Source organism: Halomonas sp. TH-94 (assembly GCF_057473365.1).
On record NZ_JBYCKL010000107.1, the window covers coordinates 36,586 to 59,409 of the forward strand.

19 protein-coding genes are annotated in these 22,824 nt (G+C 65.7%); 13 read left to right on the forward strand and 6 right to left on the reverse strand.

Going from position 1 to position 22,824, the window contains the following annotated elements; genetic code table 11:
• Positions 1-74 precede the first annotated feature (74 nt).
• Genes edd through AC2VNO_RS18295 form a run of 4 tightly spaced genes read left to right on the forward strand, consistent with a single transcriptional unit; the run spans position 75 to position 4,873 of the window.
• Positions 75-1,961, forward strand: a complete 1,887-nt coding sequence (edd, locus tag AC2VNO_RS18280) for a phosphogluconate dehydratase (protein ID WP_486935466.1) — start codon at positions 75-77, stop codon at positions 1,959-1,961.
• Positions 1,958-2,926, forward strand: coding sequence for a glucokinase (gene glk, locus AC2VNO_RS18285; RefSeq protein ID WP_486935467.1), 969 nt, complete (start codon positions 1,958-1,960; stop codon positions 2,924-2,926). The genes edd and glk overlap by 4 nt, the downstream gene beginning before the upstream one ends.
• A gap of 25 nt (positions 2,927-2,951) precedes the next feature.
• Positions 2,952-3,890, forward strand: coding sequence for an aldose epimerase family protein (locus AC2VNO_RS18290; protein ID WP_486935468.1), 939 nt, complete (start codon positions 2,952-2,954; stop codon positions 3,888-3,890).
• Entirely contained in the window at positions 3,887-4,873 is a 987-nt protein-coding gene (locus AC2VNO_RS18295; protein WP_486935469.1) for a carbohydrate kinase family protein, read from the forward strand. The genes AC2VNO_RS18290 and AC2VNO_RS18295 overlap by 4 nt, the downstream gene beginning before the upstream one ends.
• 69 nt (positions 4,874-4,942) lie before the next feature.
• On the opposite strand, the gene cra is transcribed toward AC2VNO_RS18295, so the two are convergent.
• A complete protein-coding gene (gene cra, locus AC2VNO_RS18300) occupies positions 4,943-5,944 on the reverse strand; it encodes a catabolite repressor/activator (protein WP_486935470.1) in 1,002 nt (333 codons plus the stop codon).
• Positions 5,945-6,148: 204 nt separating this feature from the next.
• On the opposite strand from cra, the gene ptsP reads away from it, so the two are divergent.
• The 4 genes from ptsP (at position 6,149) to AC2VNO_RS18320 (ending at position 13,673) form a co-directional block, all read left to right on the forward strand.
• Positions 6,149-9,043, forward strand: a complete 2,895-nt coding sequence (ptsP, locus tag AC2VNO_RS18305) for a phosphoenolpyruvate--protein phosphotransferase (protein ID WP_486935471.1) — start codon at positions 6,149-6,151, stop codon at positions 9,041-9,043.
• A complete protein-coding gene (gene pfkB, locus AC2VNO_RS18310) occupies positions 9,043-10,017 on the forward strand; it encodes a 1-phosphofructokinase (RefSeq protein WP_486935472.1) in 975 nt (324 codons plus the stop codon). The genes ptsP and pfkB overlap by 1 nt, the downstream gene beginning before the upstream one ends.
• Entirely contained in the window at positions 10,014-11,759 is a 1,746-nt protein-coding gene (locus AC2VNO_RS18315) for a PTS fructose-like transporter subunit IIB (RefSeq protein ID WP_486935473.1), read from the forward strand. The genes pfkB and AC2VNO_RS18315 overlap by 4 nt, the downstream gene beginning before the upstream one ends.
• Before the next feature lie 231 nt (positions 11,760-11,990).
• Positions 11,991-13,673 carry a methyl-accepting chemotaxis protein gene (locus tag AC2VNO_RS18320; protein WP_486935474.1) on the forward strand — a complete coding sequence of 561 codons (1,683 nt, stop codon included), beginning with the start codon at positions 11,991-11,993 and terminating at the stop codon, positions 13,671-13,673.
• A 90-nt stretch (positions 13,674-13,763) separates the two neighbouring features.
• On the opposite strand, the gene AC2VNO_RS18325 is transcribed toward AC2VNO_RS18320, so the two are convergent.
• The 3 genes from AC2VNO_RS18325 to zwf are packed head-to-tail and all read right to left on the reverse strand — an operon-like array spanning position 13,764 to position 16,629.
• Positions 13,764-14,426: a bifunctional 4-hydroxy-2-oxoglutarate aldolase/2-dehydro-3-deoxy-phosphogluconate aldolase gene (locus AC2VNO_RS18325; protein WP_486935475.1), complete on the reverse strand. Its 663-nt coding sequence runs from the start codon at positions 14,424-14,426 to the stop codon at positions 13,764-13,766.
• A 15-nt stretch (positions 14,427-14,441) separates the two neighbouring features.
• Entirely contained in the window at positions 14,442-15,119 is a 678-nt protein-coding gene (gene pgl, locus AC2VNO_RS18330; protein WP_486935476.1) for a 6-phosphogluconolactonase, read from the reverse strand.
• Between the two features lies 1 nt (position 15,120).
• The gene (zwf, locus tag AC2VNO_RS18335) at positions 15,121-16,629 is read right to left on the reverse strand and encodes a glucose-6-phosphate dehydrogenase (protein ID WP_486935477.1); all 1,509 of its coding nucleotides are present in this window, start codon (positions 16,627-16,629) and stop codon (positions 15,121-15,123) included.
• 194 nt (positions 16,630-16,823) lie between these two features.
• Here zwf and AC2VNO_RS18340 point away from each other — a divergent pair, with 194 nt between their 5' ends.
• The 4 genes from AC2VNO_RS18340 to AC2VNO_RS18355 all read left to right on the forward strand — a co-directional run bounded on the left by AC2VNO_RS18340 (position 16,824) and on the right by AC2VNO_RS18355 (position 20,922).
• The gene (locus tag AC2VNO_RS18340; RefSeq protein ID WP_486935478.1) at positions 16,824-17,684 is read left to right on the forward strand and encodes a MurR/RpiR family transcriptional regulator; all 861 of its coding nucleotides are present in this window, start codon (positions 16,824-16,826) and stop codon (positions 17,682-17,684) included.
• Positions 17,685-17,765: 81 nt separating this feature from the next.
• Entirely contained in the window at positions 17,766-18,638 is an 873-nt protein-coding gene (locus tag AC2VNO_RS18345) for a putative selenate ABC transporter substrate-binding protein (RefSeq protein WP_486935479.1), read from the forward strand.
• A complete protein-coding gene (locus AC2VNO_RS18350) occupies positions 18,638-19,402 on the forward strand; it encodes an ATP-binding cassette domain-containing protein (RefSeq protein ID WP_486935480.1) in 765 nt (254 codons plus the stop codon). Before AC2VNO_RS18345 ends, AC2VNO_RS18350 begins: the two co-directional genes overlap by 1 nt.
• The gene (locus AC2VNO_RS18355; protein ID WP_486935481.1) at positions 19,399-20,922 is read left to right on the forward strand and encodes a PhnE/PtxC family ABC transporter permease; all 1,524 of its coding nucleotides are present in this window, start codon (positions 19,399-19,401) and stop codon (positions 20,920-20,922) included. The genes AC2VNO_RS18350 and AC2VNO_RS18355 overlap by 4 nt, the downstream gene beginning before the upstream one ends.
• Here the strand turns inward: AC2VNO_RS18355 and AC2VNO_RS18360 are convergent.
• The gene (locus tag AC2VNO_RS18360; RefSeq protein ID WP_486935482.1) at positions 20,919-21,293 is read right to left on the reverse strand and encodes a RidA family protein; all 375 of its coding nucleotides are present in this window, start codon (positions 21,291-21,293) and stop codon (positions 20,919-20,921) included. The two genes, AC2VNO_RS18355 and AC2VNO_RS18360, sit on opposite strands and share 4 nt — an antisense overlap.
• 138 nt (positions 21,294-21,431) lie before the next feature.
• Between AC2VNO_RS18360 and AC2VNO_RS18365 the strand changes: the two genes are divergently transcribed.
• The gene (locus AC2VNO_RS18365) at positions 21,432-22,658 is read left to right on the forward strand and encodes an MFS transporter (RefSeq protein WP_486935483.1); all 1,227 of its coding nucleotides are present in this window, start codon (positions 21,432-21,434) and stop codon (positions 22,656-22,658) included.
• Between the two features lie 23 nt (positions 22,659-22,681).
• Here the strand turns inward: AC2VNO_RS18365 and AC2VNO_RS18370 are convergent.
• Positions 22,682-22,824: universal stress protein (locus tag AC2VNO_RS18370; RefSeq protein ID WP_486935484.1), on the reverse strand; the 143-nt coding region annotated here is incomplete at its 5' end.

Sequence of the window (22,824 nt, forward strand, 5' to 3'; positions counted from 1 at the left end):
TTCATTTCCGCGCTCAAATGGGAGACAATTGTGTAAATTTACATTCTTTTCCCCTCAAGACGCGAGGTGCTGCCATGGCTCGTAAGACCCCTCTGAACCCCACCGTCGAGCAGGTGACAGAACGCATTCGCCAACGCTCACATGGTCGCCGTAAGCTTTACGAAGCGCACATGGCCGCCCAGCACAAACAAGGCGTGCACCGGGGCGAACTCTCCTGCGGCAACCTGGCTCACGGTTTTGCCGGCTGCGATCATCCCGGCGACAAGGACCGGCTCAAGCTGACCAACAGCGCCAACCTGGCCATCGTTTCGTCTTATAACGACATGCTCTCGGCCCATCGGCCATTCGAGAGCTACCCCGAGATCATCAAGCAGGCCGCCCGAGGCATGGGCAGCACGGCACAGTTCGCCGGCGGCGTGCCGGCCATGTGCGACGGCGTCACCCAGGGCATGCCGGGCATGGAGCTGTCGCTGTTCTCACGCGATGTGATCGCCATGGCCACCGCCGTGGCACTTTCTCACAACATGTTCGACGCCGTCCTGTACCTGGGAATCTGCGACAAGATCGTGCCGGGGCTATTCATCGGCGCGGCGCGCTTTGGCCACCTGCCGGCCCTGTTCGTGCCCGGCGGCCCCATGCCCAGTGGCTTGCCCAATGACGAGAAAGCCCGCATTCGCCAGCTTTATGCCGAAGGCAAGGCGGGCCGAGAGGAGCTGCTCGAGGCGGAGTCCAACTCCTACCACAGCCCCGGCACCTGCACCTTCTATGGCACCGCCAACTCCAATCAGCTGATGATGGAGATGATGGGGCTGCACCTGCCGGGGGCTTCCTTCGTCAACCCGGGCACTCCGCTGCGCGAAGCCCTGACTCGCTACGCCGCCGAGCAGGCCATTCGCAACACCGAGCAGAGCGGCAACTATCGTCCTTTCTACAAGCAGATAGACGAGCGGGCCATCGTCAACGCCATGATCGGCCTGCTCGCCTCAGGCGGCTCGACCAACCACACTCTGCATCTGGTGGCGATGGCCGCCGCAGCCGGCGTCACCATCAACTGGGACGATTTCACCGAGCTCTCCGCCGTAGTGCCGAGCTTGACTCGGATCTACCCCAACGGCAGCGCTGACGTTAACCACTTCCAGGCCGCCGGCGGCATGAGCCTGCTGATCCGCGAGCTGCTCGGCGCCGGGCTGCTGCACGGCGACATCCCGACCGTATTCGGCACCGACCTGACCGCCTACACTCAGGAACCGTTCCTCGAAGACGGCAAGTTGGTCTGGCGAGAAGGGCCGACCGAGAGCCTCGACCGTGACGTGCTGCGTCCCGTGGCCGACCCCTTCGCCCCCACCGGCGGCCTGGTGGTGCTAGACGGCAATCTCGGCCGCGGTGTGATCAAGATCTCGGCCGTCAAGCAGGCCAACCGCGTGGTGGAAGCGCCTGTGCGCATCTTCGACGACCAGAATCAGGTCAAGGCGGCCTTCGAGTCCGGCGAGCTCGACCGCGACGTGGTCGTGGTCGTGCGCTTCCAGGGCCCCAAGGCCAACGGAATGCCCGAGCTGCACAAGCTCACCCCCTTCCTCGGCGTGCTGCAGGATCGCGGCTACAAGGTGGCGCTGGTCACGGACGGTCGTATGTCCGGTGCCTCGGGCAAGGTGCCTGCCGCCATTCACGTCACCCCGGAGGCGGTGGATCGCGGCCCGCTGGCCCGGCTGCGCGACGGCGATGTGGTTCGCCTGGACGCCGAGCGAGGCGAACTGACCGTTCACGTGGACGCCAGCGAGTTCGCTGGCCGCGGTATCGTCGATCCCAACCTGGAGCGCTATCATTTCGGCTTGGGGCGCGAGCTGTTCGGCGGCTTCCGCCACCTGGCTGCCAGCGCCGAGTCGGGCGCCGGAGTATTCGGCGGCTTCGAGGAAGAGGTACTCTCCCGCGAGCTGGAGAAGATCGAGCAGGAGGATCAATGACGCGACCGGCCCTGATCGGTGACATCGGGGGAACCAACGCCCGCTTCGCCCTGGTCACTCCCGGCGAGTTCGTGCCTCACGATGTTCTGGCGCTACCCTGCGCCGACTACCCCGGCCTGGTGGAGGCCGTGGGCGACTACTTGTCGAGAGTCGGAGTGGACCGCGATGCGGCGCCACGCGAGGCGTGTCTGGCCTTCGCCTGCCCCATCGGCGACGACCGGGTGACGATGACCAACAATCACTGGTCTTTTTCCCGCCGGGAAGCGCAGGCCAAGCTCGGTCTCGAGCGGCTCAAGGTGATCAACGACTTCACCGCACAGGCCCTCGGCGTACCTCACGTGGCACCGCACGAACGGGTCGAAATACACCCGGGCACAGCGCGCAAGCATGCCACTTGCCTGGTCATCGGCCCCGGAACCGGCCTCGGCGTGGCCGGCATCTTTCCCGCGCGTCGGGCCTGGATTCCGCTCTCAACCGAGGGCGGCCACGTCACCTTTGCCCCCACCGATGAGCGCGAGCAGAACCTGCTGCGCCATTTCCGCAACCGCTACGGCAGGGTCTCGGTGGAGCGCATCCTGTGCGGTCAGGGCCTGCTCGACCTCTACTTGGCCCACTGCTCGCTGAAGGGTATCCCGCCTACCTGCGAGACACCTCCCGAGGTTACTGCCGCCGCCAAGGGCGGCGACGCCATTGCCCGTGATACCCTGCTGCGGTTTCTCAAGATTCTCGGCGATGTCTGCGGCGATGCCGCATTGACCATGGGCGCACGGGGCGGGGTCTATCTATGCGGCGGTATCCTGCCACGGCTGCTGGACTGGCTGCCCGAGAGCCGCTTCGTGGAAGCCTTTACCGCCAAGGGGCGCATGAGCGATTACACTCGCGCCATTCCGGTGCAAGTGGTTGTCGCTCCCTGGCCGGGGCTGCTGGGCGCCGCCGAGGCTCTGCGCAACGAAGAAGTGGAATGACGCGACGCAAGGAGATGGAGAGCGAATGATCCCGCAAAGCCTGCGAGCCCTGCTCGATGACACCAATGGCCGGCGTGAGTGCGAATGGGCCGGCCGACGCGTATGGCTGGCGCGCGAACCCTGGGGCGAGCTGGCCGTATCGCTGCAGGGAGCGCAGGTGCTGCACTTTCTACCGGCGTCCGAAGCCAAGCTCGAAAGGGGCGATGCCTACAGCACTGGCGAAGCGGAAGAGGCGCTGGTGCCCGGCGGCTGGCTGTGGGTAACGCCCACGCCCCAGCCGCTACCCGGCGCCATTCGCGGCGGCATTCCGCTGTGCTGGCCCTGGTTCGCCGACGACCGCGGCGCCGATGAATCGCCGGACCGCTCCGGCCCCTTTCATGGCCCGGCGCGCAAGGCCGACTGGCGTCTTGACGCAGTCGACGAGCACGAGGGCGGCATAGAGCTGCATCTCTCCTGCACCGAGCGCCTGCACAGTCAGCTGATCCCAAGGTTGGTGATTCAAGCCAACGCGCGTCGCTTGCACGTGGAACTGATCACCGAGCACGTGGGCGAAACGCCGGTGAAGCTCAGCGGCGCCCTGCACAGCTATCTGGCCGTGGGCGTCAGCTTCGCCTGCCGCCTCGAGGGACTGGCCGGTGCCCGCTACCTCGACAAGCTGGCCGGTTTCGCCGAGCGTGAGCAGCAGGGCGAACTCGCCGTGCGCGGCGGGCTCGACCGCATCTATCACAGCAACGCCGAGATCGTGCTCGACGACGGCAGGCGCCGACTACGCGTTGCCCGCCAGGGCAGCGACTCGGCGGTGGTGTGGCACCCCGGCGATATGCTGCCGGTGGACACCCCACTGGCTACTGCACGCCGCTTCCTCTGCGTGGAGTCGGCCAATACCCGCCTCGACCCGGTGTGGCTGGTGCCCGGCGCCCAACATCTGCTGGGCACAACCTTGTCCTGTGAGAGCGCCCAATGATGCCCGTCATCGCCTTCGGCGAAGCCCTGGTCGACATGCTTTCGAGCCGGCTCGGCGAATCATCAGGCAACGCGACAGAAACCTTCACACCCTATGCCGGTGGCGCGCCGGCCAACGTGGCAGTGGCCTGCGCGCGACTGGGCGTGCCCAGCCGCTTTCTCGGCATGCTGGGCCAGGATCACTTCGGCGACTTTCTCGCTGCGGAACTGACCGCCCACGGCGTCGACATCAGCGGCGTGGTGCGCACCTGCGAGGCGCGCACGGCGCTGGCCTTCGTCTCCCGCGACGCCTCGGGAGAGCGCACCTTCGACTTCTATCGCCCACCGGCCGCGGACCTGCTCTACCGGCTGGAGCACCTGCCGCCCGGCGTGTTCGCCGAACCGGCCATCGTGCACTTCTGCAGCAACAGCCTGACCGAGCCGGAAATCGCCGACACTACCCTGGCCATGGCGGACATGGCCAGCCGCGCAGGCTGCCTGGTCAGCGTCGATGCCAACCTGCGTCACAACCTCTGGGCCGGCGGCAGCGCCGACATCGCCCTGGTCACTCAGCTGATCGATCGCGCCAGCCTGGTGAAGCTCTCGGCGGACGAGCTCGACTACTTGCGCGCCGACCACCCCGCAGATGCCTGGCTTGCCCATCGGCTCGCCGCCGGGGTCAGGCTCCTGGTGATCACCGATGGCCCCGGCGAAGTGCGCGCCGTGGGAGTCGGCAAGGAGCTAGCGCATATGCCGCCGAAAGTGGATGCCGTGGATACCACCGCCGGCGGCGATGCCTTCATCGGCGGTCTGCTGGCTGAGCTCTCCGGCTTCATGGAGAGAGAGGCTGGCGCCGCAGAGTGGTATCAGGACGACGAATTCCTGCAGCAAGCTCTGCGCACCGCCGCCAACTGCGGCGCCCACGCCGTGACCCGCCCCGGCGCCTATGCCGCCCTGCCCGACCGAGACGACCTCATCAGGCTGCGGGGCGCGAGCGGAAGCTAGCCTGCGGCACGGCTATTCGGTGGCGGCGCTGGCTTGATCCCCGCCGGTCGAGCGTGGCGTAGCGCCGTATCACTCGAGCGGCAGGCGCTCCGGCAAACGCCAGCGCAGGGTACGCGCCACCACTTTCTGGCCCGGTCGGTAGTCGCCCCGGGCCGCAGCCAGTGCAGCCGCCAATGTCTCAGCGGCGATGCGGTCATGATCCTGCACCGCCGAATTGACCGGCAGCGGCAGGAAATCGAGTAGCCGATTGTCGCCGAAGGTCGCCAGACGCAAGGCCGGGGGCAGCCCGCCCTGCTCCAACAGCACGTCGAAGACACCGTCGAGCAGCGTATATGAGGCTGTGACCAAGGCATCGGGCAGGCCGTGCTCGGAGAGCAGTGTCCGCATCAGACGAGCTCCTTCGTCACGCTCGTAGCGCTCCGCACAGCGCGCGATGACTGTCGCCTCGCTGCCAACCAGCGCTTGCTGGAAACCGCTACGACGTTCATGACTGATCGAGAGCCCCGGCACCGCATCGAGCCAGGCCACGCTTTTGACCCCTTCACCCAATACAGAGCGCGTGAGCCGCTCCGAAGCCTCCCTGTCGTTACTCACGACACAGGCGAAGTGCCGCGGATCGAAGCCACGGTCCACGGCGATGATGGGCAGCCCATCGGCCATCAGCTCACCATAGAAAGGATCGTTCATTGGCAGACAGCTGGCGGTGATCAATGCTTCACAGCGCTGAGCGCGTAAGGCCAAGGCCAACTCACGCTCGCTTTCCGGCTGGTCGTCGGAGCCGACGATGAGCAGCTGATAGCCCTGTTCCCGAGCCCCGCGCTCGAGCCGCTTCGCCAGCCGCGCGTAGCTGGCGTTCTCCAGATCCGGCACGATCAACCCGAGGATGCGACTCGAGCCTCGGCGCAATGCGGCGGCCTGGGCATCCACACGGAAACGGTGCTGGCGCACCACGGCCATGACCTTGTCGACGGTTTCCTGGCTGATGCGCCGCTCGGCAGCCTGTCCATTGATCACGTAGCTGGCCGTGGTGCGTGAGACACCGGCCAGACGTGCGATTTCGGCAAGTGTCATCGCTCTCCCCCGTTAACGGCCTGCCATTCTACGCCAGTGCCGGCGCGCCCCCTCCCCTGCCAAAGTCTAAGACAACGGACTTGCGAAAGATCATGAATCGATCCAGCATAAATACATACTAGGTGACACGATTCAGCACGCACATCATAAAACGCCACACGATCTCATGGCGTCGCTTCGCGTCACCGCCACAGGAGACTCCACATGCTCACCCTACGCCCCGAGGACGTCCGCCTCGACTGCCAAGCGTCTGACTGGCGCGATGCGCTGGAGCAGGCCGCCGCAACGCTGCACCGGGCGGGACTGACGGCGCCCGCATACCGCGACGGCCTGTTCCAGCGCGAGACCCAGTCCTCCACCTATCTCGGCAACGCCATCGCCATTCCCCACGGAACGCCGGAGAGCCGCGCTCATGTGCTCGCCACCGGCGTGCGCGTGCTGCAGTTCCCCACCGGGGTCGAGTGGCACGACGGCCAGCGCGTTCACGTGCTGGTCGCCATCGCCGCCCAGAGCGACGAGCACCTGGACATCCTGCGCCAGCTCACCCAAGTACTCGACGACGATAGCGTCGGCGAGCGTCTGGCGGATGCCGAATCGGCGGCGGCCGTGGCCGCCCTGCTGTCGAAGACGATGCCCGAGGCGCGCCTGGACGCCGACACCCTTTGCCTCGGCTTTCCCGCCCGCGACGCGCGCGAACTGGCTCTGGCCGGCGCCGCCCGGCTGCGTCAGCTCGGCTGCGTGGGCGGTGGCTTCGTGGCCGACGTGGCCGAACGCGAGCTGACGCCGCTGGGCCAAGGCCTGTGGCTCACCCTTGGTGAGCGCAGCGTCGACGTGCCGGCCCTGGCCCTGGCTACCCCGGAAGAGCGCCTGGAGAGCGGTGGCGAAGCGGTGAAAGGCGTGTTCTGCCTGGCCGCCCAAGGTGACGCTCACCGCAGCCTGCTGGAGCGGGTCCTGACACTGCTCGAGAGCGGTGCCGCCGCCGAGCTGCCCAATGCCGATACCGCCACCGTACTGGCGCGCCTTGCCGGCGAATCCGCCTCTGCCCACACCCGACTGGCTCGGGTGCTCAATGCCCATGGACTACATGCCCGCCCGGCCAAGCAGCTGGTCCAGGTAGCCCGCGAGCAGGGCTTGCCGATCCAGGTACGCCTGGCCGAGGGCGGTAGCTCCGCGGTGTCCGCTTCCAGCCTGACCAGGGTGATCAACCTTGGCGCCCGCCGCGGCCAGCAGCTGGTCTTCTCCGCCGAGGGGGCAGGCGCCGAGGCAGCCCTCGATGCCGTATGCCGAGCCGTGGCGGACGGCCTGGGCGAGCATGTGCTGCCCTTCGACGAGAGCCGAGAACGCAGCGTCGCGCAGCCGGATACCGCCCCCGCCGAACCGCTGCCCGACGACGCACCGCATCCGGGGGTAGCGGCCTCGCCGGGGCTGGCCATTGCCCCGATCTTCATTCTGCAGACCCCGCACTTCGACTATCCCGAGCGCGCCGCCGACCCCGCCGAGCAGCAGCGTCGACTTCGACAGGCCATCGCCGAGGGGGTGGCACAGCTGGAGGCGCTGGTACGGCAGGCCCGGGGGGGCGAAGTGGAGCAGATCCTCTCCATGCACGAGGAGATTCTGGGTGACCCCGAGCTGTTCGAGGCGGCGCGTGAGGGCATGCTGGAGGGCCGCTCGGCCGAGGCCGCCTGGTGGGAAGCCATCGAGACTGCCGCCCACGCCCAGGAGATGCTCGCCGACCGGCTGCTGGCAGAGCGTGCCGCCGACCTGCGTGACGTCGGGCGCCGCGTGCTCGGCGTGCTGTGCGAGGTAAATCTGCCCGGACCTCCGGAGACACCGTACATCCTGGTGACCGACGACATCGGCCCTTCCGACGTGGCACGGCTCGACACCCAACGCGTGCGCGGCCTGCTCACCGCCCGCGGCGGGGCCACCGCGCACAGCGCGATTCTCGCCCGCGCGCTGGGCATCCCCGCCGTGGTGGGCGCCGGCGAGCGGGTACTGACGCTGACAAACGGCTGCGAACTGATTCTCGATGGCGAACGCGGCCGGGTGATTCCGGCCCCCTCCGCCGAGCGCCGTGCCGCGGCGGAGCAGCGTCTGGCCGAGCGCCAGCGCCGCGAAGCCGAGGCCTGGCAGGCACGCTTCGAAGAAGCCCGCTGCCGCGACGGACATCGCGTGGAAGTTGCCGCCAATCTGGGCAATCCGGCGCATACGGCCGACGCAGTGGAGCGTGGTGCCGAGGGTATCGGCCTGCTGCGCACCGAATTTTTGTTCATGGCCCATGCCACGGAGCCGGATCTCGAGACCCAGATCGCTGATTATCGCGAGGCTCTCGATGCGCTCGACGGCCTTCCGCTGGTCGCCCGCACCCTGGATGTGGGTGGCGACAAGCCCCTGCCCTACTGGCCGCTCCCCAGGGAAGACAACCCTTTTCTCGGCCTGCGCGGCATTCGGCTCAGCCTGACCCGTCCCGGGGTATTCGAGACACAGCTGAGAGCCCTGCTGATGGCGGCTGCCCCCACTGGCGAGAAGGGATCGAATGCCAAGCCGCGACCCCTGCGCATCATGTTGCCGATGGTCAAGGACGTGGGCGAGTTCCGTGACGCACGCGCTATCTTCGATCGGCTGCTCGAGGAAATTCCCGCCGACGAGCGCACTACGGACGTCCAGCTTGGCGTGATGATCGAGGTACCCTCGGCAGCGCTGCTGGCACCGACGCTGGCCGCCGAAGTGGACTTTTTCTCGGTGGGAACCAACGACCTGACCCAGTATGCCCTGGCCATCGACCGCGACCACCCTGTGCTCTCGGCCCAGGCAGATGGCCTTCACCCGGCGGTGCTGCGCCTGATCGAGATGACCGTGGCGGCGGCCCGCAGCCACGGTAAATGGGTCGGCGTATGCGGTGAACTGGCCAGCGACCCCCTGGCCATTCCGGTGCTGGTGGGGCTCGGGGTCGACGAACTCTCGGTCAGCGCGCGTCAGGTACCGCTGGTCAAGGCGCGATTGAAGGAGTTCGACTTGAACGAGGCTCGCGCCCAAGCCGGGCTGGCCCTGGCCCTGGCCACCAGCGAGGCGGTACGTGACGCCCTGGAGGTGCGCTGATGGCGCGTGTGCTCACCCTGACGCTGAACCCGGCGCTGGACCTCTCCGTCAGCCTGGAGCGGCTGGTACCTGGGGCGGTCAATCGCACCCGTGAAACCCACCTGACGGCGGCCGGCAAAGGGGTCAACGTGGCGCGGGTATTGGCCGAGCTCGGTCACGACGTGACGGTTTCCGGCTTTCTCGGTAGCGACAATGACGGACCCTTTCTGCGCGCCTTCGAGGCCATAGGGGTAGAGGACGCCTTCCTGCGCGTTCCCGGCGAGACCCGCATCAACGCCAAGCTGGCCGAAGCCGATGGCCGGATCACCGACATCAACGGTCCCGGAACGACCATCGATGCCACAGCCTGGCAGCACTTTCTCCACTGGCTCGGTACACATATCGACGATCCCCGGCGCTGCCCCGATGCGGTGGTCATCGCAGGCAGCCTGCCGCCCGGGGTGACGGCCGACGCTCTCGTCGAACTCATTACCCACCTGCGCGCCGCCGAACTGCCGGTATGGGTGGACACCAGTGGCGATGCATTGAATCGGGCCATCGAGGCCCGCCCCACTGCGGTCAAACCCAACGAGCACGAGCTGGCTGCCTGGGCCGGCGACACTCTCGACACGGCACAGGCACGCCTTGCCGTGGCGCTGCGCCTTTATGCCGCGGGCGTCGAGGAGGCCGTGATCTCCGCCGGCCCTGCCGGCGTGCTGTGGGTCAGTCGTCGCGGCGCCTGGCAGGCCACGCCACCGCCGGTAGCAGTGGTTAGCACCGTGGGTGCCGGCGACACCCTGCTTGCCGCGCTGCTCCACGGCGTCGTGTGTGGCCACCCTCCCGACCAGACGCTGCGCCTGGCCACGGCCCTCTCTGCCGAATCGGTTCGTCATCTGGGCGTGGGTGACATTCACGCCGACGACTTCCCACAACTTCAACAACAGACCCGCGTGCGTCGCCTCAATGACGTCGACGCAGGGGGAGCACTCGCATGAACGTAATCATCGTCACCGCCTGCCCCAGCGGCATGGCCACCACCTTCCTCGCTGCCCGTCGCCTGGAGCAGGCCGCACGTCGACTCGGCTGGCAGCCCAGCGTCGAGATGCACAGCCAGCTCGAAAGCGTCGAACCGGTCTCAGCCCAGGCGATTGCCGATGCCGAATTGATCGTCGTCGCTGCCGATCAACTCCCGGCCGCCGATCGCTTTGCCGGTAAGCGGTTATTCCAGGCCACCACCAACGACGCTCTGCGCGACCCCGAGACTTTTCTGCAGCGCGCCCGGCGCGAGGCCGGCGACTACGCGCCACCCGCAACGAGCGCGCCGGCGGCGCCAGTGCAGGCAGAGCCAGGCGGCAGTCGAATCGTCGCCGTTACGGCCTGCCCCACCGGCGTGGCTCACACCTTCATGGCCGCCGAGGCGCTGAGCGAAGCGGGCAGGAGTCTGGGGCACGCCATTCGCGTCGAGACACAGGGTTCGGTGGGCGCTCAGAACAAGCTCACCGACGAGGAGATCGCCGCCGCGGACGTGGTGATACTCGCCTGCGACATCGAGGTCGATCCCACCCGCTTCGCCGGCAAGCGCATCTACCGCACCTCGACCGGCAATGCGCTGAAAAAACCGCGCCCCACCATCGAGACAGCGCTCGACCAGGCCGAGGTGGTGGAGACCGGCAGCTCTCGCCACGTCGACGCGAACCGGAGCATCAAGGAGAAAGGGGTCTACAAGCACCTGCTCACCGGGGTCTCCTTCATGCTGCCCATGGTGGTGGCCGGCGGTCTGTTGATCGCCCTCTCCTTCGTCTTCGGCATCGAGGCCTTCCAGGAAGAGGGCACCCTGGCCGCGGCACTGATGCAGATCGGCGGCGGCACCGCCTTCGCCCTGATGATCCCGGTGCTGGCCGGCTACATCGCCTACTCCATCGCCGACCGGCCGGGTATCGCCCCCGGCATGATCGGCGGCATGCTGGCGGCCGAGATCGAAGCCGGTTTCATCGGCGGCATCATCGCCGGCTTCCTGGCCGGCTACGTGGCGCTGGCCGTGACCCGCTACGTCAAACTGCCGGCCAGCGTCGAATCGCTCAAGCCGATCCTGATCATTCCACTGATCGCCAGTCTGGTCACCGGGCTGACCATGATCTACGTCATCGGCGAACCGGTAGCGGCGATACTGGCCGGCCTGACCAGCTTTCTTGCCGGCATGGACGCCACCAATGCGGTGCTGCTGGGCATCCTGCTTGGCGCCATGATGTGCTTCGACCTGGGTGGTCCGGTCAACAAGGCCGCCTATACCTTCGGCGTCGGCCTGCTGGCCTCCCAGACTTATGCGCCAATGGCGGCAATCATGGCAGCCGGTATGGTGCCGGCGATCGGCATGGGTATCGCCAGCTTCGTCGCGCGGCACAAGTTTTCCGAACCGGAGCGCGAGGCGGGCAAGGCGTCGTTCGTGCTGGGGCTATGCTTCATCAGTGAAGGGGCCATCCCCTTCGCCGCCAAAGATCCACTGCGAGTCATTCCGGCCTGCATATTGGGCGGTGCTACGACCGGCGCCCTCTCCATGCTTGTCGGCGCCCAGCTGATGGCGCCCCATGGCGGTATCTTCGTGCTGCTGATCCCCAATGCCATCAGCCCGGCACTGCTCTACCTGGGCGCCATCGTCGTCGGCTCCCTGATCACTGGCCTGGGCTACGCGGCGCTCAAGCGAGGCGCGGCACCGGTGGCAGTCGCCGCCAATGCCTGAAGGGCCTCTATCTTTTCTCTTGAACTGTCGTCATGTCGCCTGCCCCGCTTCCCATGAGCGGGGCAGGCGACACGACGATCACCTCTTCCCCTGCATTCGCCTCGCCATGACCACATGATTCTGCTATCGGTGCCATAGCAGCAATTTTCTATACAAAAGTGTTACCAAGCGCTACAAAGGACATGCACAGCACAAAAACGTACAGCTTGTGCATAACTTTTGAGGTCGACCATGCGCCACAGCGGTCCGGTAACGCAGAAAGAGTATGTCCTGCGGGAAGATGATGTTCTCATCTCGAAAACGGATACCCGAAGCATCATCACCTATGCCAATCGGCGGTTTATAGAAGTCAGCGGTTACGACTATGAGGAGCTGCACGGAGAGCCTCACAACGTCGTGCGCCACCCTGATATGCCGCCCAGCGTCTTCGCCGACATGTGGCACGACCTCAAGGAAGGGGAGTTCTGGTCCGGTCTGGTCAAGAACCGGCGCAAGGACGGAGATCACTATTGGGTTCGAGCCAATGTCGTACCCATTCGCGAGAACGGCGTGCTCAAGGGCTTCGCTTCCATCCGGGTCAAGCCCAGCGCCGAAGAGACCGCTCATGCCGAGAATGTCTATCGGGATATTCGGGAGAATGGGGGGCGCTTCATGGTCAAGCACGGCCGACCCTACCGGCGTGGCTTGCTGCATGCGGCGAGACGCATTCAGTGGAACAGCCTGTCTACCCGTAGCCTTTTTTCCAGCCTCACCATCGCTGCGTTGCCGGCAGCCCTGGGCATCTCCGCATGGTCCTCGATGCCAGCCTCGTCTTCACTGCTCGACGAGGGCTTCATTGCCGCCGGCATGCTGGGCGGGGCACTGCTGGGCTGGATGAACTGGCGAGGCAGCGCACGACTGCGCCGCTCGCTGCATCAGGCTCACGATTTCTCGCTGCAGGTGGCCGCTGGCAACCTTCGAGCAGAGCTGCCCATCCAGGGCAAGGATGAGCTGGGAAGAATGCTTGGTGCCATGAGCTTCATGCGTCAATCCCTCGGCGCATTGATCGGCGAACTGGAGCGGCGCATCGGGATCGTAGAGCCGTCGGTATCGGAGTTGGTACGAAACAACGACGCCATGGCCAGCCGACTGGAGCAGCAAGCATCTTCGGTACAGCAAACCGCCGCCAGTACGGAACAGATCAGCGCCACGGTCAGCCAGAGTGCCGAGCACGCTCACCAGGCAAGCGAAGCCACTTTCGGCAATGCCACGGCAGTCGATCATGCCGGTGACGTCATGCAGGCGCTGGCCACCACCATGCAGGAGATCAAGCGGCAGGCGGATAATATGGCCAGCATCGTCGGCACCATCGACAGCATCGCTTTTCAGACCAATATCCTGGCTCTCAACGCCTCGGTGGAAGCGGCACGAGCCGGCGAGCACGGTCGCGGTTTTGCCGTCGTGGCCCAAGAGGTGCGCAAGCTTGCCAGCGAGTCGGCGAATGCTGCCCATCGCGTACAGTCATTGATCCTTTCGGCGCGCAGCGAAATCGAGGCAGGCAGAGGAAAGGCCAGTGAAGCGGAAGAGGCCATGGTGCGGATCAAGACGGCCAGCCACAAGGTCAATGGGTTGATGCAGGAGATCAGTGCCGCCACTGCCGAACAGAGCCAGGGAATCGAACAGATCAGCCAGGCCATCGGCGAGATCGACCAGGCGACGCAGACAAGCGCCGCCAGTATGCAGCAATACCGCCAGGCAACGGCTTCGCTGGAACGGGAAGTCAGTGCGCTTGCCCACAGCGCAGCGGCCTTCGGGGGTAGCGATACGATTCCCAAGCACGCAAAAGTGACCAGCCATCATGAAAACCGCTTGCCCAGACTTCCAGGCAAGCAGAGCCGCAGGAGCGAGCAAGTCGAGGAGTGGGAAACGTTCTGAGCAGGGAAACGGAACAAAAAAGCCCGGCCATGAGCCGGGCAACGACAGCACTGGCTGCCGAGAGAGCACAACAAGACGGTGGATTGCCGCTCAATGATGAAAGCGTTCGGCGGCTTCCCTGGCCAGTTGACGAATGCCGTTCCAGTCCTCGGCCTCGACCAGGGATTTCGGCGTCAGCCATGAGCCACCCACACACATCACGTTCTTCAGCATCAGGTAGTCCTCGGCATTGTCGAGGTTGATACCCCCCGTAGGGCAGAATCGCGCCTCGGGAATCGGGCCGGCGAACGCTTTCAGCGCCTTGACGCCGCCGCTGGCTTCGGCGGGGAAGAACTTGAAGCGCCGATAGCCGTACTGCCAGCCGGTCATCAGCTCGGACACCGTAGCCACGCCGGGCAGCATCGGCACCGGGCTGGTGACGCCGTAACGATAGAGCGCTTCAGTGGTACCCGGAGTGACGACGAAATCGGCGCCCACCTGCTCGCTCTGCCGATACTGGGCCGGGGTGAGGACGGTACCCACGCCGATACTCGCTTGTGGCAAGGCTTCCTTCAGCCGCCTTACCGCTTCGAGGGCGCAGTCGGTACGCAGGGTCACTTCCAACACGGTGAGCCCCCCTTCGACCAGGGCACGGCCCAACGGCACGGCATCCTCGATCCGCTGAATGGCCAGCACCGGTATCACCTCGGCTTTCAGGCAGATACTGTCGAGTTCGGTAGTCCGCGTGGACGGCAGCTGTTTCTCGATGGTCATGAGCAAGACTCCAGATCAGGGGGCCCAGTAAATCGCCAGCGGGCAAGAAAGAAAGGCGCGGATCGGCAGCTCGCGCGAATCGTCGCCGGACATGGCCCGGGCCAGCACACTACGCTTGTCGTCGCCGGTGATATGCAGAACATGGCGCCGCGCCTGATGCAGGCGATCGGCGCTCAGGGTGATTCGCGGCTGGGGCTGGCTGGGCGTGCGGGTGGCCAGAACCGGGGCGTCGGTGGTCAACCCCAGCTCAAGCTCACGGCTGTCGGGAAACAGCGAGGCGGTGTGGCCATCGCCCCCCATACCCAGCACCACCAGGCTGGCAGGCCAGGAGAGTGCTTCGATGCGCCGAGTGACGGCCTCGACGCCCTGCTCGGGGGTCTCGTCGTCGGTGGTCAGCGAGACGAAATTGGCCGCGGCCGCAGAGCCGGTCAGCAGATGCCGACGCACCAGACGCGCGTTGCTCGCCTCGTCGGTTTCTCTTACCCAGCGCTCATCGGCCAGCGTTACCTCGACACGCTCCCACGGCAACTGCTGCCGAGCCAGTGCCTGGAAAAAAGGTACCGGCGTCGAGCCACCGGAGAGCACCAGCAGCGCACGTTCCTGTCGCGCCAGGTCCTGGCGTAGCGCCTCACCGGTGGCCTCGGCCAGGTGCTCGGCAAGCTGTTCGCGCGGTTTGGCATCCAAGTTGGTCATCTCAATAATCCTCGTACCAGCTGCGACCATCCTGAGTGATCATGGCGATGGAAGCCACCGGCCCCCAGGAACCGGCCGGATAGCGTCGCGGCGGCTCGCCCAGTTGCTCCCAGGCAGCGATCAAGCTGTCGCACCAGTGCCAGGCATGTTCCACCTCGTCGCGGCGCACGAAAAGATACTGACGTCCTTTCATGACTTCCAGCAGCAGTCGCTCATAGGCATCGGGAATACGCTCCTGGGGAAAGGCATTGCCGAAATCGAGATGCAACGGGCCGCGACGCAGTCGCATGCCCCGATCCAGCCCGCTGTCCTTGGTCAATACCTCGAGCGCGATGCCTTCGTCGGGCTGCAACCGGATGACCAGCTTGTTGGCGGCCAGATTGCGCTGGTCGGGATCGAAGATGTAGTGGGCCTGCTGGCGAAAGTGTATGACGATCTGAGAGAGCTTTTCGGGCATACGCTTGCCCGTACGCAGATAGAACGGCACCCCGGCCCAGCGCCAGTTGGAGACGCCGGTCTTCATGGCCACGAAGGTCTCGGTCTCGCTTTCGCGATTGGCGCCCTCTTCCTCGAGATAGCCAGGCACGCCCGTGCCTTTGATGGTGCCGGCGATATACTGTCCGCGCACCACATCACGGCTGAGCTTGGCCTCGCTGAAGGGCTGCAGCGCCTTGAGCACCTTGACCTTCTCGTCGCGGATGGCGTCGGCATCCAGGTTGGCGGGCGGGTCCATGGCGATCAGACAGACCAGCTGCAGCAGGTGGTTCTGAACCATGTCGCGCAGCTGGCCGGCCCGGTCGAAGTAGCCCCACCGGCCTTCGATGCCGACCTGCTCGGCGACGGTGATCTCCACATGGGAGATGTGGTTCTGGTTCCACTGGGTGCCGAAAAGGGGGTTGGCGAAGCGCAGTGCGATAAGGTTCTGCACTGTCTCCTTGCCGAGGTAGTGATCGATGCGATAGACCCGCGACTCCGGGAAGACGTCGCCGATGGCGTCGTTGATCTCGCAGGAGGTTTCGTAATCGTAGCCGATCGGCTTCTCGACGACGACGCGTGAGAGCTCGTCGAGGCACTCGCCGCTCTGCAAGTGGCGGCAGATATCGCCATACAGGCTCGCCGGAACGGCAAGGTAGACGACCAAGGGGCAGATTACTGTCTCGTGACGCTCGGCCTTGCGCCATTCACCGAGAGCGCGGTAGCCCTCGGCGTTGGCGAAGTCGAGCTGCAGAAAGTCGAGTCGCGCAAGGAAGCGTTTGATCGCTTCGCGATCCAGCTCCGAGGGCTTGACGTAGGTCTGTAGAGTCTCGGCCACGCACTTGCGAAAGGCCTCGGTTTTCAACTCCTGACGAGCCAGCCCAAGAATGCGCGTGTCGTCGTGGAGCAGTCCCTCGCGGTCGAGATGGTAGAGCGCAGGGTAGAGCTTGCGCATTGACAGATCGCCCAAGGCACCGAACAGCGCCAGATCGATAACCGGCCGAGTGTCCTCCTCCAGCCGCTTGGTTGCCTTCATGTTTGCCCCCATCTGGTTATCTTACATAAAAAATACGGCGGTTCGGCCTGCTCTGCAACTTTTATTCTGTAATATTACACCAATTTCCACGCTTCCAAATCACCTGATTCGCGGACGAGACGACTCCGCGATAGGATAGCCCCAGCCAATGTTGTTAAATCACTACATGACTGTCCTGGAGAGCATCGATCACCATGGCCCACGATCTGCTGCAACGAATAAGGCAACGCCTGGAAGAGCTCAACCGCTCTGAGCGCAAGGTAGCAGATGTAATCCTGGCCGACCCAGCCAGGGCCACTGGGTTGAGCATTGCCAGCCTGGCCCAGGCAGCCTCCGTCAGCGAGCCTACCGTCAATCGTTTTTGCCGCAGCTTCAATGCCAAAGGCTATCCCGATTTCAAGATCAAGCTGGCTCAAAGCCTGGCCGGCGGCACCCCCTACGTCAGTCAATCGGTAGAGCCCGGTGACGCAGCGGCCGAGTACACCGGCAAGATCTTCGGCGCGACCATCGCCGCCCTGGACGAAGCCAGTCGCACCCTCGACCCGGCACGTATCGAGCGGGTGGTGGACTATCTGATCCAGGCCAAGCAGATACACTTCTTCGGTTTGGGTGCCTCTGGCGCCGTGGCCCAGGATGCACAGCACAAGTTCTTCCGCTTCAACCTGCCGGTCACGGCCTATGTGGACGTTCTCATGCAGCGCATGGTGGCATCGGCCTGCCACACCGGCGACGTGGTGGTGGTCATCTCCTGGACAGGCCGCACCCGCGAACTGGTGGACATCGCCCGCCTGGCGCGTGAGAGCGGCGCCGTGGTGCTGGGCATCACAGCGCCGAGCTCACCGCTCGCCGCAGAGTGCACCGAAACCCTCGAGGTGGCCACGCCGGAGGACACCGACGTCTACATGCCGATGACGTCGCGCATGATCCAGCTCACCCTGATCGACGTTTTGGCCACCGGGGTCACCCTGCGCCGCGGTGAGGACTTCCTGCCCCACCTGAAGAAGATCAAGGACAGCCTGCTGGAAACCCGCTACCCGGCCACTCGGCAGGATTGAGCCCATCGGTCGAAGGGTTGCCAGGGCGCCGCGACGGCACAACAATAGCGGCTTCGTCCTCGCTCATGCTAAGGAGCCCTCATGCGTCGGATCGCGCTTGCCCCTCTCTTTTTGCCCGCCATCGCCTTGGCCCTGTTCGCTCAGGGTGCCATCGCCGAGACCTTTCGTTTCACCGCCATCCCCGACGAGGATCAGGCCCGCCTGGTGGAGCGCTTCGGCAAGGTGGCCGACTATCTCGAGGAGCGCCTCGGCGTCGAGGTGGAGTACGTGCCGGTGAAGTCATACAGCGCGGCGGTCACCGCCTTCCGCAACGATCAGGTGCAGCTGGCCTGGTTCGGCGGGCTCTCGGGCGTGCAGGCACGCCGTCTGGTGCCAGGTTCCCAGGCGTTGGCCCAGGGCAGCGAGGACGACGCCTTCATGAGCTACTTCATCGCTCACACGTCCACCGGCCTGACTCAAGCCGATGAGCTGCCCGACGAGCTCGAGGGCATGAGTCTGACCTTCGGCTCGCGCACCTCCACCTCCGGCCGGCTGATGCCGGAACATTACTTTCGCCAGCGCTTCGACGATGTCGACCCGGACCGGTTCTTCTCCCGCGTGGGTTACTCGGGCGATCACTCGCGCACCATCGCCCTGGTGGAAGCAGGCACCTATGACATCGGCGCGGTCAATTACACCGTGTGGGAGGCCGCCGTCGAAGATGGCCGGATCAATACCGACCAGGTCCGCGTGATCTGGGCCACCCCGCCCTATCCCGACTACAACTGGACCCTGCGCGGCGACGCCGATGAACGTTTCGGCCAAGGCTTCACGGAGAAGGTCCGGGCCGCTTTCCTGGAAATGGACGACCCCGAGCTGCTCGCCTCTTTCCCACGTGAGGCGTTCATACCCGCCGACAACGACCTCTACGCCCCCATCGAGGAAGTGGCCGAAGAGCTCGGCCTGCTGCGCTGATGGAGGGCGAGCAACGGCGACTGCTGGTACGTTTCGATGGCGAGGACCTGGGGCACGGTGCTCAGGTGGTGCTGCCGCGGCTTGCTCTCGCACTGCACGAGGGCGACCGGGTCGCCCTGCTCGGCCAGAGCGGCGCCGGCAAGTCCACCCTGCTAGGCGAACTGCGCCGCCGGCTGGGTGGCCAAGTGGCCTGGTGCCCCCAGCACCATGGCCTGGTGCCACAGCTCGCCGTCTACCACAACGTGTTCATGGGCCGTTTGCCGGAGCATTCTGCACTGGCCAACCTGTGGAACCTGCTGCGCCCGCTGCGGGGTCCCTGGCGTGAAGTGGCCGAACTGTGCGAGGAGCTGGGGCTCGGCAGCCTGATGCGCCGCCCGGTGGGTGAGCTCTCCGGCGGCCAGCGCCAGCGGGTGGCCATTGCTCGCGCGCTCTATCAGTCACGCCCGCTCTTTCTCGGCGACGAACCGGTGGCCAGCGTCGACCCTCATCAGGCGCTGCGGTTGCTTTCGCTGATCGATGAACGCCACACCACCTCGGTGGTCGCTCTGCACCAGCGCGAGCTGGCGCTGACCCACTTCGACCGGGTATGGGGGCTACGTGACGGCCGCTTGCTGATCGATGCGCGCGCCGACGCGCTTACGCTTGCCGATCTGGACGCGCTCTATCCCGATGCCGAGGCGCCGAAGCACGACCCGTCGCCTGACGCTGCCGCTGCGGCCATGCCAAGCGTCGATGCGTTGCCCTGTGCGCGAGGGAAACCGTGAATAGCGGCCTGACAAAGGAACCTGCACCATCGGCCAGCGCCTGGTGGCGTGGGGGCTCACCCGGCCTGCGTCTGGCCCGCCATAGCCTCGGGTTGGTAGCCCTGGCCATACTGCTGGTACCTTTCGCCGACCTCGCCATCCATACTCGCGACCCCTGGGGGGAACTGGCGCGTATGGCTTCCGGCATGGCCTGGCCCGCCTGGGGTGCCTTGGAGTCGCCTTTCGCGGCGCTGGGCCTCACCGTGGCAGTGGCCCTGTGGGGCACCCTGGCCGGAGTGGTGCTGGGCTTCCCCCTGGCGCTGCTGTTTGCACGCTCGCGACTGGTTCGCGCCGGCTGCGCCTTCGTGCGCGCGATCCACGAGCTGTTCTGGGCGCTGCTGTTCCTGCAGGTCTTCGGGCTCTCGGCGCTCACCGCTCTGGCAGCACTGGCGATTCCCTATGCCGGTATCTTCGCCAAGGTCTATGCCGAGATTCTCGAGCAGACGCCAAGCGCAGCGCGGGATGCCCTGCCGCCCGGCAGCGGACGCTTGGCGCGCTTCGTCTATGCCGAGCTGCCGCTGGCCTGGGCTCAGCTCGCCGCCTATACCCGCTATCGCTTCGAATGCGGCCTGCGTGCCAGCGTGCTGCTCGGCTTCGTCGGCCTGCCGACGCTGGGCTTCCATCTCGAAACCGCCTTTCGCGAGGGTCGCTACCACGAGGCGGGCGCCCTGCTGTGGCTGTTCTATCTGCTGATCGCCAGCCTGCCCTGGTGGGGCCACAAGCGGCTGATCCCGCTGCTGTTGATAGCAGGAGCCTGGCTGCTGGGGCCGTGGCCGAGCGTCGATGGTGCACTGTTGTGGCGCTTCGTCAGCGAGGACATCTGGCCGGCGGCACTGCTGGCCGGCGACGGCGCAGGACTGATCGAGTGGCTGAGCCGAATTCCCCAGTTAGGCCCCGCCATCGGCAACACCCTGCTATTGGGGCTGCTCGGCACCGTGGGGGCGCTCGCAGTTGCGCTTCTCCTCTGGCCGCTGGCAAGCCGACATTTCGGCAATCGCGGCACCCGCCTGGCCGGCCATGGCGTGCTGATCTTCTTGCGCTCGACGCCGGAGCTGATGCTGGCTTTCGTGTTTCTACTGCTGCTCGGCCCTTCACTACTACCTGCCTGGCTGGCGTTGGCGCTGCACAACGGTGCCCTGATCGCCTTCCTGGTGGCGCGCCACGCCGACGCCATCACTCCCGGCATGCCGGGGCTGCCGGCCAGCGGGCGGCTGGCCTACGAACTGCTGCCAAGGGTCTATCCCGGCATGCTGGCGCTGCTCTACTACCGCGCCGAGGTGATCCTGCGTGAGACGGCCATCCTTGGCATGTTGGGCGTCGCTACCCTGGGGTTTTATATCGAGGAGGGTTTCGACTATCTGATGTTCGACGTCGCCTTCTTCCTTCTGATGATCACCGCCGCGCTGAACATCGCCGTGGATGCCCTCTCGCGACGGCTACGGCCGCGAGAGGCGCCGCTCGATGACCCCTGCGTGCGCTAGTAGCTGTAATCGCTACCCAGGACGGCGGCGGATACGGTGATCTCCACCTTGAGCTCGTCGGCTGGCATGGGCGCACAGACGCAGGTGCGGGCCGGGGCATGTCCGGTGGGCACCCAGGCATCCCATACCGCATTCATCGCAGCGAAGTCGCTGCCGTCCTTGAGGTAGATCGTCGCCGTGAGAAGGTGCTCGCGGTCGGAGCCGATTTCGGCGAGCAGCGCATCGACCCGGGCCAGCATGCTTTCGGTCTGCTCGGCGATGTCGCCGTGGCGCGCCTCAGGGCCGGCCACCTGGCCGCACAAATAGGCAATACCGTTATGGATCACGGCGCGGCTCATGCGTGCCTTGGTGTCGTGACGAACGATGGTCATGTAGCTCTCCTGCCAATGGAATTCGACAGATTCTAACGCATCATCGCGCCCCGTCGATGCAGCCCTACCGAGTGAAACTGCTATGATGCCGGGCTTCGTTACGTGTATCGAGAACGGCCATCGCTCAGGGAGGGCGTCATGGGCTATCGCACCTTGCTGCGAGATCACCTAGGTTTGCTGAGCATCTGCTTTCTGGCCATGTTCTCCTCGAGCCTGGGCCAGAGTTTCTTCATCGGCCTGTTTCAGGCACCGATCAGCGAACGGCTCGACTTGACGCCCGGCCAGTTCGGTAGCGCCTATGCCCTGGTCACGCTGGCGGCCGGCTTTGCCGTGCTGCGCCTGGGGCCAAGCCTCGATTGGGTGTCGCCGCGGCGCTTCGCTCTGCTGGTACTGACGACGCTCACCACCGGCGTGTTGCTGCTGACGCTCTCACCCTGGTGGGGGCTGGGGCTGCTCGGCCTGGGGCTGGTGCGCTTCTGCGGTCAGGGCATGATGACGCACCTTGGCAATACCCTGGCAGGGCGTGAGTTCGTTGCCCTGCGCGGTCGCGCCCTGGGGCTGACCGGCATGGGCCTCATGCTCGGTGAAACGCTGCTTCCGCCGCTCGTCGCCCTGCTGCTGATGCTACTCGGCTGGCGCGAGCTCTGGTGGCTGCTGGTGCTGGCACTCACCGCCTGCTGGCTGCCGTTACTGCTGCGTGGTCCCTGGCCCCCGGCACCCGGACAACGCCCCACTCCCGGCCAACGACGCGAGGGTCCACGCCCCTTCCGCGATCCACGCTTCTGGCGCCTACTGCCGCTGCTGATGACGCTGCCGGTCACACTGACGGGGCTGTTCATCTATCAGGCGGCGATGACCCGCGACCTGGGGAGCACGCTTGGCGTCTACGCTTTAGCGCTGACCGGCATGGGCCTGGCGAAGCTGCCCGGTGCCTTGCTCGGTGGGCGCTGGGTCGACCGCTTGGGCCCCGTATCGCTGGCGCGGCTGTATCTGCTGCCCTATGCACTGGCACTGGTGCTAGCCATCGCCTTCGGCGGTCATCTGGGTGTGTGGGCACTGATGGTGGGCGGTGGACTCGCCATGGGCACCCAGGAGCCCATTGCCACCAGCCTGCTGGTGAGGATATGGGGAGCCGAACACCTCGGCACGGTCCGCGCCACGCTGAGCGCCAGCATGGTATTCGCCACCGGCCTGGCGCCTGCAGTGCTGGGCATCGCCCTGGACCTGGGTGCCAGCTTCACGCTGATCCTTATTGGTATGCTGGGATTTCTGATCGCCGGATGGTGGCTGGCTCAAGGGGTGCTGAACAGCCCCTTGGCACGCGGAGATAAGACAGCGACGCCGGCTCCACCCAGGGGCCGTTGAAGAAGCAGCGAGTTTGAAACAGCTCAGCGCAGCAGCAGCACTGGTACCTTGGCCCGCCGCAGCATGGCCGTGGTGGTGCTACCCACCAGCAGATGGCGGATGCGCGAGTGGCCGTAGGCCCCCATCACCAGCAGGTCGATAGCGTGCTCTTCCTTGTAGGTACGAA